Here is a 7,939-nt window from a genome sequence, read left to right as displayed (position 1 = left end):
ATCGGTCCAGCGGCGGTCGCGGGGGTCGGTCGAGGCGATCTCCGGCTCGCCGTCGCCCGGCCAGGTCACCGTGAGGACCCGCTCGGCCGCCCACAGCTCGCGCACCAGCTCGAGCGCGGCGCGGAGCACCTCCGGCACCCCGCTGACCCCGGTGAGGCGCTGGTTCATCGCGGCGAGCGCGGTCTCGCGCTGCACGGCGTAGCGCTCGGTCGTGACGTCCCGGACCGTGCCGACCAGCCGGCGGCGGCCTTCGTCGTCGTGCAGCGCGTTGTAGGCGATCGCGGCCCACACGCGGTGCCCGTCCCGGTGCCGCAGCGGCACCACGAAGCTGCCCGCCGGCGAGGTCCGGGCCCCGTCGAAAGCCGCGACGACCTGGCGGTGGGCGTCGGGGTCGGTGCCGGGGTCCGGCCACCACGGGAACGGCTCGGCGTAGGGCAGTCCCTCCGGGCCGGCGCCCAGCACTTCGGTGAACGCCGCGTTGATCTCCACGACGCGCCCCTCGGCGTCGCTGACGAAGAACCCCTCCTGCAGGGATTCGATCAGCGCCGCGCGCCACCGCGCGTGCTGCGACCGCAGCCGCGCCAGCTGGACGGTCGTGCGGACGCGGGCGAGCAGCTCCCGCGCCGAGAACGGCTTCACGAGGTAGTCGTCGGCCCCGGCGGCCAGCCCGTCGACGGCGGCCTCCTGCCCGGCCCTCGCCGAGAGCAGCAGCACGGGCACGGCGGCCGTGCGCGGGTCGTTCCGCAGCCGGGCGAGCAGGCTGAGGCCGTCCAGCCGGGGCATCATCACGTCGCTGATGATCAGCTCGGGCGGCTCGGCGGACGCGGCTTCGAACGCCTCCACGCCGTCCCGCACGGACGTGACCGCGTAGTCGTCCCGCAGCAGCCGCACGAGGTAGTCGCGCATGTCGGCGTTGTCGTCGGCGATCAGCACGCGGGCGCCGGCGGCCGTGGCCGGCGCGGACGTCGTGGTCTGGTCCGCTTCGGGCAGCCACCGCAGCGCTTCCTGGACGTACGGTTCCGCGGTGTCCGCGGCGATCCCGGCCGCGACGGGCTCCGAGGCGAGCTGGTCGGCGGGCAGGTGCCCGGTGCCCAGCGGCAGCCGGATCCGGAACGTCGTCCCGGCGCCGGGCTCGCTCTCGACGGCGATGGTGCCGCCGTGCATGCCGACGAGCTCGCGCACCAGCGCCAAGCCGATCCCGCTGCCCTCGTTCGAGCGGGCCCGCGCCGTCGGGATCCGGTGGAACCGCTCGAACAGGCGCGGCAGCTCGGCGGCGTCGATGCCGGTCCCGGTGTCGGACACGGCGACCACGGCGTCCCGGCCGTCGAGGCCGGCGGTCACGCGGATCGCGCCGTCGAAGGTGAACTTGACGGCGTTGGACAGCAGGTTGAAGACGACCTTCTCCCACATCCCGCGGTCGACGTGCACCGGCTCGCCCAGCGGACGGCAGTCCACTTCGAACGCGAGCCCCGCCCGTTCGGCGGCGGCGCGGAAGAGGCTCGCCAGCTCCGCGGTGAACGCCGCCAGGTCCACCGGCTCGAAGCGGGCCTGCATCCGGCCGGCCTCGATCCGGGAGAAGTCGAGCAGGTTGTTCACCAGCCGGCCCAGCCGCAACGCGTTGCGGTGGATGACGGCCACCTCTTCGCGGATCCGCTCGTCGGCGTCGCTGAGCGCGTCCCGCAGTTCGGCCGCCGGGCTCAGGATCAACGTGAGCGGGGTGCGGAACTCGTGGCTGATGTTGGCGAAGAACGTCGTCTTCGCCGCGTCCAGCGCGGTCAGCTCCTCGGCCCGCCGCTGCTGCAGCCGGTAGGCGATCGCGCCGTTGATCAGGGCCGCCGTCTGCTGCGCGACCAGGCTCAGGAACGTCCGGTAGGACTCGTCGAGCGCGCGCCCGGCGCTCGCCGCGAGCACGATCACGCCCGTCGCGGAGTTCCCGGGGTCGCCCGGCAGCGGAAGCACCATGGCCTCGGTGGGCGGCGTGGACCAGCCGCCCGCCGGCAGCTCGCCGAACTCCGCGTCCGACACCGTCCGCGGCACGCCGTCGGCGAGCACCTCCGCGAGCGGCCAAACAGCCGGCCGACCTGCTCCTTCTCCGCCAGGGGTGACCGCGGCCAGCTCGAGTTCCCCGTCTTCGCCGCGGACGTGGATGGCGGCGTACGGGACGTCGGCACCGGCCCGCCCCAGCACGGCGGTGACCAGCTCGCAGGCCTCGCCGACGGTCCGGGCGCCCCCGGTCCGGCTGCCGAGCTCGCGCAGTGTCGCCATCCGGCGCTCGCCGATAACGCGCTCGGTCGTGTCGGTGACCGCGGTGAAGACCGCGCGGACCGTGCCCTCGTCGTCGTGCACCGGGCTGTAGGAGTACGTCCAGTACGTCTCTTCCCAGTAGCCGTGGCGGTTCATCGGCAGCAGCAGGTCTTCGGACCAGGTCGCCTCGCCGGTGGTCATCACGCTGTCGAGCATCGGGCCGATGATGTGCCAGATCTCGCCCCAGACGCGCGCACCGGGCTTGTCGAGCGCGGGGTGCTTGGTGCCGAGCAGCGGCAGGTAGGCGTCGTTGTAGAGGAAGCGCAGCTCCGGGCCCCACCAGACGATCATGGGGAAGCGGGAGGTGAGGCAGATGCGGACCGCGGTCGTCAGGCTGGCCGGCCAGCCTGACGGGTCGCCCAGCGGGGAAGAAGCCCAGTCGAAGTCCCGCATCCGGGCGGCCATCCGGCTGGCCCCGGGAAACACGGCGCGACGGCCGGACTCTTCACCGACGCTCATCACACTCCCGATTCACGCGGCCCCGAACGAAACTACTCGACCGGTGAGTGCCCAGCCGGGGACGAGTTGACGCGTGACCGTCAGCTCTCGTCGATCAGCCAGGTCATGGTGATCGTGGTCCCGTCCTCGCGGTGCACCTGCGCGCTCAGGTCGGCGAGCGAGTCGATGAGCAGCAGCCCCCGCCCGCGGAGGCCGTTCGTCGACGCCGGGGGTCGCCAGGTGCCGTAGTCGGTGACCGTCACCGTGAGCCGCCCGGACAGGGCCTCCGCCCGGACGTCGATCGAGCCCGGTTCGCGGTCGCGGTAGGCGTGCTCGGCCGAGTTGGCCATCGCTTCGTAGCCGGCCAGGACGATGTCCTCCTGCCGTTCCTCGCTCAGGCCGAGCGCGCGCAGCCATTCGGTCAGTGCCTCGCGCAGGTGTGGCAGGCGGCCGGCGATCGCGGGGGTGCGGCGGTGGAACGACGCCGGGGGAGCGGGCGCTCCCGGAGGGAGGGGGTCCGTCACGGGGTGTCCTCTCCGCGGTGGCGCACGTGGATGACCGCGACGTCGTCGTCGTGCCGTCCGTGCGTCAGTTCCTGCACCAGCTTGTCCCATGCCGTTTCGAGGTCGGTCGCGGCCAGCAGGCCGGGGATACCCGCCAGCAGCCATTCGATGCCCAGCGTGAGGTCGCGGGTGCGGCTCTCGACGAGCCCGTCGGTGTAGAGCACCAGGTCCGCGCCGGGCGGGAACCCGCAGGAGCGCTGGGGGAAGACCGAACCGACGCCGAGCGGCTGCGCCAGCGCCTCGCCGATCTGCTCGGGCGGCTCGCCCGGGCGGATCAGGATCGCCGGCAGGTGACCGGCGTTCGCGAAGGTCAGCGTGCCGTCGGCCGGCTGGTGGACCGCGTAGAAACACGTCACGAAACTCTCGCCGAACAGCCCGCCGGTCAGGTCGGAAACGTGGCGCAGGACCTCCGACGGCGGCAGTTCGAGCCGGGCGTAGCAGCGGATCGCCGTCCGGACCTGGCCCATCACCGTCGCGGCCGTGACGCCGTGGCCGACGACGTCGCCGATGACGAACGCCGTCCCGCCGGACGGCAGCCGGATCACGTCGAACCAGTCGCCGCCCACCTTGCTGCCGGTGACCGCGGGCAGGTACCGGGTGAGCACGGTGAGTCCCGGCGTGGGCGGGGCGACCGGCAGCACGCTGCGGGACAGCTCGGTGGCCAGCGTCCGCTCGCGTTCGTAGAGGCGGGCGTTGTCGAGCGCGATGGCCGTGTACGCGGCGATGCCTTCGGCGAGGTACTCGTGCCGGGCGGTGAACCGGTCCGGTTCGGGGTGGCCGAAGAAGAACCCGCCCAGCACCTCGCCGGTGGTCGGGCTGAGCGCCGAAACCGCCAGGTAGCTGCACACGGGCAGGTGTCCCGCCGGCATCCCGTGGTACGGCGCGTTCTTCCCGAACCGCGCGTCCTTCGTGATGTCGGGGCTGCGCACGGTGCCGGTGCCGTCGAACGTCGGCGCGAAGACGTCGGTGTTGCGCGGCATCGGGAACCGCGTGAACTTCTCCCGCGGCACGCCCGAAATCGTGTACAGCGTGTAGGACTCGCCGAACTCGTTCACCAGGTTGTAGAAGAACGCGCCGAAGCCGGCTCCGGTCGCCTTCGTGGCGGCGTCGGTCGCGTCCTGCACGATGCGGTCGATGTCGAGCTGGGCGGTCAGCTCGCGGCCGGTCGAGTGCAGCGCGTCGAGCATCGCGGCTTCGCCCCGAAGCCGCCGGACGGTGGCGGCCAGATCGGCGGTGGCGGCCTCGACGGCGGCGGCGACGAGCGCGGGCAGGTCCCCGACGCGCTCGGTGGTGTAGACCACTGTGCCGTGCTCGCCGTCGGCGACGGCGACGGCCCGCGTGATCTCTTCGCCGGGCACCAGCTCCGCCAGCACCGCTCGGTCGGTCACGGCCACCGCGGTCCGGCCGTCCAGCACCGCGCGCCCTTCGGCAGGGGAGAGCGGCCGGAGCCCGGTGACGGCCGGGGCGCCGTCGCCGCCGACGAACGCGCGGCGCACGGTTTCCAGCAGTTCTCCGGACCCCGGGCCGGGCGGCATCAGCGTGCCAGCGCTTCGGACAGCGAGGGGTAGATGGCGAGTTCGTCGGTCAGCCGGGTCAGTTCCAGCGGGCGCAGGGTGATCCGGCCGCTGGCGACCACCCGCAGCGGGGCGGCCGCGGTCTGCCCGCGGTGCGCCCGGACGAGCTCGGCCATGCCCGCCGACGCCAGGAAGGTGACGTCGGTGAGGTCGATGACGAGCAGCGCGGGCCGGGACCGGGTCGCGCGTTCGGCCAATTGGCGGAGTTTAGGTGCCAGCGCGAGGTCCAGAGCGCCTTCGACGCGGAGCACCGCGACGCCGGCCCGGTCCTCCAGCACCACCGAGCCGGCCGGGCCGACCGCGTCGCCGAGTGCGTCCCCGGTCACGTCTCTTTCGGCCATGGCGCACATCCTGCCTGTTCGCGGGCCTGCCGGAAAGTCGGCGGGCCGCTGGCGCGGCGGAGCGGCTCCAGGACGGGCATGATTGACACCGGTTGAGCAAACAGCCTTCGTGATCACGCACGCCCGCCGGACACCCCGGTGGCGTGCCGAAGGCAGGAGTACGTGCCATGACAGAGCACACCCACAGTGGAACCACGGCGGCCGCCGTGTCGTTCGGGGAATTCGGGATCGCCCGGACGGAGCAGGACGGTGCCGTCGTCGTCGAGGTCGTCGGGGACGTGGACACGACCACGGCGCCGGCGCTCGTGGCGGCCGCGGACGAGGTGCTGGCGGCCGCGCCGCCGGTGGTCGTCGTCGACCTGACCCGGGTCGAGTTCCTCGCGTCGCCGGGTTTGACGGCGTTGCTGACGATCCACCGCAACGCCCCCGCGGACACCGCGGTGCGGATCGTCGCGTCCGGCCGGGCCACCCTGCGCCCGATCCAGCTGACCGGCCTCGAGGACAGTCTCACGCTGTTCCCGACCCGGGAAGCGGCACTGGCCGGGTCCTGACCCCGTCGTCCCGGTCGCGCTTCAGCCGGCCGGGACGGCGAGGCGCTGGATGGCCAGCAGGGCGACGTCGTCCTGGGCCGCCCGGCCGCCGATCAGCGCGGCCATGACCTGCGCGCAGACCCACTCGGGCTCCCCGGCGCGCATGGTCTCCGCCAGCAGCTCCATCCCGGTGTCCACCGGCCGGTCCCGGCGCTCGACCAGTCCGTCGGTGTAGAACGCCAGCACGCTCTCCGGCGGGAGGCCGACCACGGACGTCCGGCGTTCGGGCCGCCCGATCGTCAGCCCGATCGGGGGATCCGCCGGCACGTCGACCAGCCGGCCCGGTTCGCCCGGCACGGCCAGCACCGGGGGCAGGTGTCCGGCCAGCGACAGCGTCACCGCTTCGCGGCCCGGGCCGATGATCCCGTAGGCGACCGTGGCCATCGCCCCGTGTTCGAAGTGGTTGGCCTTGCGGTCGAGCTTCGCGAGCACCTCGGCCGGGCTCTCGCAGTCGAGGGCGTAGGCGCGCAGGGCGCTGCGCAGCCGTCCCATGATCACGGCCGCGTCGAGGCCGTGGCCCGAGACGTCACCCATCACGACGCCGACCCGGTCACCCGGCAGGGTGAACAGGTCGTACCAGTCGCCGCCGAGGCCGGTTTCCGCGCCGGGGACGTACCGGGCGCCGAAGGCCAGCCCGGGCACCTCGGGGAGGTTGCTCGGCAGCAGGCTGCGCTGCAGCGCCATGGTGGCGGTGCGGTTCTCTTCCTGGGTTTCCACCTGGATCGCCGTCGCGAGGCGGTCGGCGAGCAGCTGCATCATGGCCACTTCGGGCTCGCCGAACTGCCGGTGTTCGACCGAGCCGACGTGCAGCACCCCGACGAGCTCGCTGCCGGCGAGCATGGGCACGCCGAGCATCGAGTGCAGTCCCCGCTCCCACAGCAGGGAGTTCACGACGGTGGTTTCGTCGACGTGGTCGAGGATGACCGGGACCCGTTCGAGCGCGACCCGGCCGGCGAACCCGCTGCCCACCGGCACCCGCACGCCCTGGTGGACCTCTTCCTCGATGCCGGCCGCCGCGAACGCCACGAGCTGGCGGGCGCTGGGCTGGTACCGCAGCAGGGTCGCCGTGTCGACGGCCATGACCTCGCGCAAGCGCTGCAACGTCTCGGCGATCGCCTGTGCCAGCGCGAGGTGTGCGGCCGGGGCGCCGATGATCGCCTCCAGCTGCTGCAGCCGATCGTGGGCGTCGAGACTTCGCGACATGGAACGACCCTAGCCGTCACCCCTTCGCGGGCCTAACCATCCCGGGTTTCGACGGCGGGTTGCCCGGGGTAGTCATCCGGTCGTGAGCGTCGACTTGGAGTGGGTGGCCGTGCTGCGCCACGGGCAGAGCACCGGGAACGTGGCCCGGGAGGAAGCGGAGTCGGCCGGGGCGGACGTGATCGACATCGCCGAGCGCGACGCCGACGTCCCGCTGACGCGACTGGGCCGCGAACAAGCCGAGGCGGCGGGGGAGCTGTTCGGCGAGCACCCGCCGGATCTCGTCGTCACTTCGACCTACCGCCGCGCCTGGGACACCGCGCGGCTCGCCACGCCCGAGGGCGTCGCGATCGTCCCCGACGAACGGCTGCGCGACCGCGAACTCGGCGTCCTGGACCTGCTGACCTCCCACGGCGTCCGCGAGCGGTGGCCCGACGAGCTGCGGCGCAAGCGGCGGCTGGGGAAGTTCTACTACCGCCCGCCGGGCGGGGAGTCCTGGGCCGACGTCGTGCTGCGGCTGCGTTCCCTGCTGAACGAGCTGAGCGCGGAGCACGCCGGGAAGCGCGTTCTGCTGGCGGCCCACGAAATGACCGTCTTCGCCCTGCGCTACCTCCTCGAAGGACTGCCCGAGCCCGACCTGCTCCGCGCCGCCGACGCGACCGAAGTCCCCAACGGCTCGGTGACGTCCTGGGAGCGCGACCGCGACGGCGGGTTCACCATGGTGCTCGCCCAGGAAGTCGGGCACCTGCACGCCACCGACACCCCGCCGACGGCCGACGACGATGCCGCGCGACAGCTTTCCTGAGCCGGTGCCGATCAGCCCGGCCCTGGTGCGGGACCGGCGGATCGGCACCGGCGACCGCGGCACCGTGCTCGTCGTCGGCGGCGCCCGGACCGTGCCGGGCGCGCCCGCGTTGTCCGGCACCGCC

The 7,939-nt window shown here is 73.4% G+C and carries 7 protein-coding genes; 2 read left to right on the top strand and 5 right to left on the bottom strand.

Annotation, left to right across the window (positions count from 1 at the left end):
- The 4 genes from G3I65_RS08240 to G3I65_RS08225 all read right to left on the bottom strand — a co-directional run.
- On the bottom strand, positions 1–2,763 hold a 2,763-nt coding region (locus tag G3I65_RS08240; protein WP_160695562.1), incomplete at its 3' end, for an ATP-binding protein.
- 80 nt (positions 2,764–2,843) lie between these two features.
- Positions 2,844–3,266, bottom strand: a complete 423-nt coding sequence (locus G3I65_RS08235) for an ATP-binding protein (protein WP_160695561.1) — start codon at positions 3,264–3,266, stop codon at positions 2,844–2,846.
- Complete coding sequence (locus G3I65_RS08230) at positions 3,263–4,840, bottom strand: PP2C family protein-serine/threonine phosphatase (RefSeq protein WP_160695560.1); 1,578 nt, start codon at positions 4,838–4,840, stop codon at positions 3,263–3,265. Before G3I65_RS08230 ends, G3I65_RS08235 begins: the two co-directional genes overlap by 4 nt.
- Entirely contained in the window at positions 4,840–5,220 is a 381-nt protein-coding gene (locus tag G3I65_RS08225) for an STAS domain-containing protein (protein WP_160695559.1), read from the bottom strand. The genes G3I65_RS08230 and G3I65_RS08225 overlap by 1 nt, the downstream gene beginning before the upstream one ends.
- Before the next feature lie 167 nt (positions 5,221–5,387).
- Here G3I65_RS08225 and G3I65_RS08220 point away from each other — a divergent pair, with 167 nt between their 5' ends.
- Complete coding sequence (locus G3I65_RS08220) at positions 5,388–5,771, top strand: STAS domain-containing protein (RefSeq protein ID WP_160695558.1); 384 nt, start codon at positions 5,388–5,390, stop codon at positions 5,769–5,771.
- Positions 5,772–5,792: 21 nt separating this feature from the next.
- On the opposite strand, the gene G3I65_RS08215 is transcribed toward G3I65_RS08220, so the two are convergent.
- Entirely contained in the window at positions 5,793–7,013 is a 1,221-nt protein-coding gene (locus G3I65_RS08215; RefSeq protein WP_160695557.1) for a PP2C family protein-serine/threonine phosphatase, read from the bottom strand.
- An 82-nt stretch (positions 7,014–7,095) separates the two neighbouring features.
- Between G3I65_RS08215 and G3I65_RS08210 the strand changes: the two genes are divergently transcribed.
- The gene (locus tag G3I65_RS08210) at positions 7,096–7,815 is read left to right on the top strand and encodes a histidine phosphatase family protein (protein ID WP_160695556.1); all 720 of its coding nucleotides are present in this window, start codon (positions 7,096–7,098) and stop codon (positions 7,813–7,815) included.
- Positions 7,816–7,939 lie beyond the last annotated feature (124 nt).

It is taken from the genome of Amycolatopsis sp. SID8362 (assembly GCF_010550475.1).
Taxonomy (GTDB): domain Bacteria; phylum Actinomycetota; class Actinomycetes; order Mycobacteriales; family Pseudonocardiaceae; genus Amycolatopsis; species Amycolatopsis eburnea.
This window is presented reverse-complemented; position numbering and strand designations above follow the sequence as displayed.

Excerpts from the sequence above, each read along its gene's own strand:
- G3I65_RS08230 (WP_160695560.1), bottom strand. The coding sequence starts at position 4,840 with ATGCCGCCCGGCCCGGGGTCCGGAGAACTGCTGGAAACCGTGCGCCGC.
- G3I65_RS08220 (WP_160695558.1), top strand. The coding sequence starts at position 5,388 with ATGACAGAGCACACCCACAGTGGAACCACGGCGGCCGCCGTGTCGTTC.
- G3I65_RS08215 (WP_160695557.1), bottom strand. The coding sequence starts at position 7,013 with ATGTCGCGAAGTCTCGACGCCCACGATCGGCTGCAGCAGCTGGAGGCG.
- G3I65_RS08225 (WP_160695559.1), bottom strand. The coding sequence starts at position 5,220 with ATGGCCGAAAGAGACGTGACCGGGGACGCACTCGGCGACGCGGTCGGC.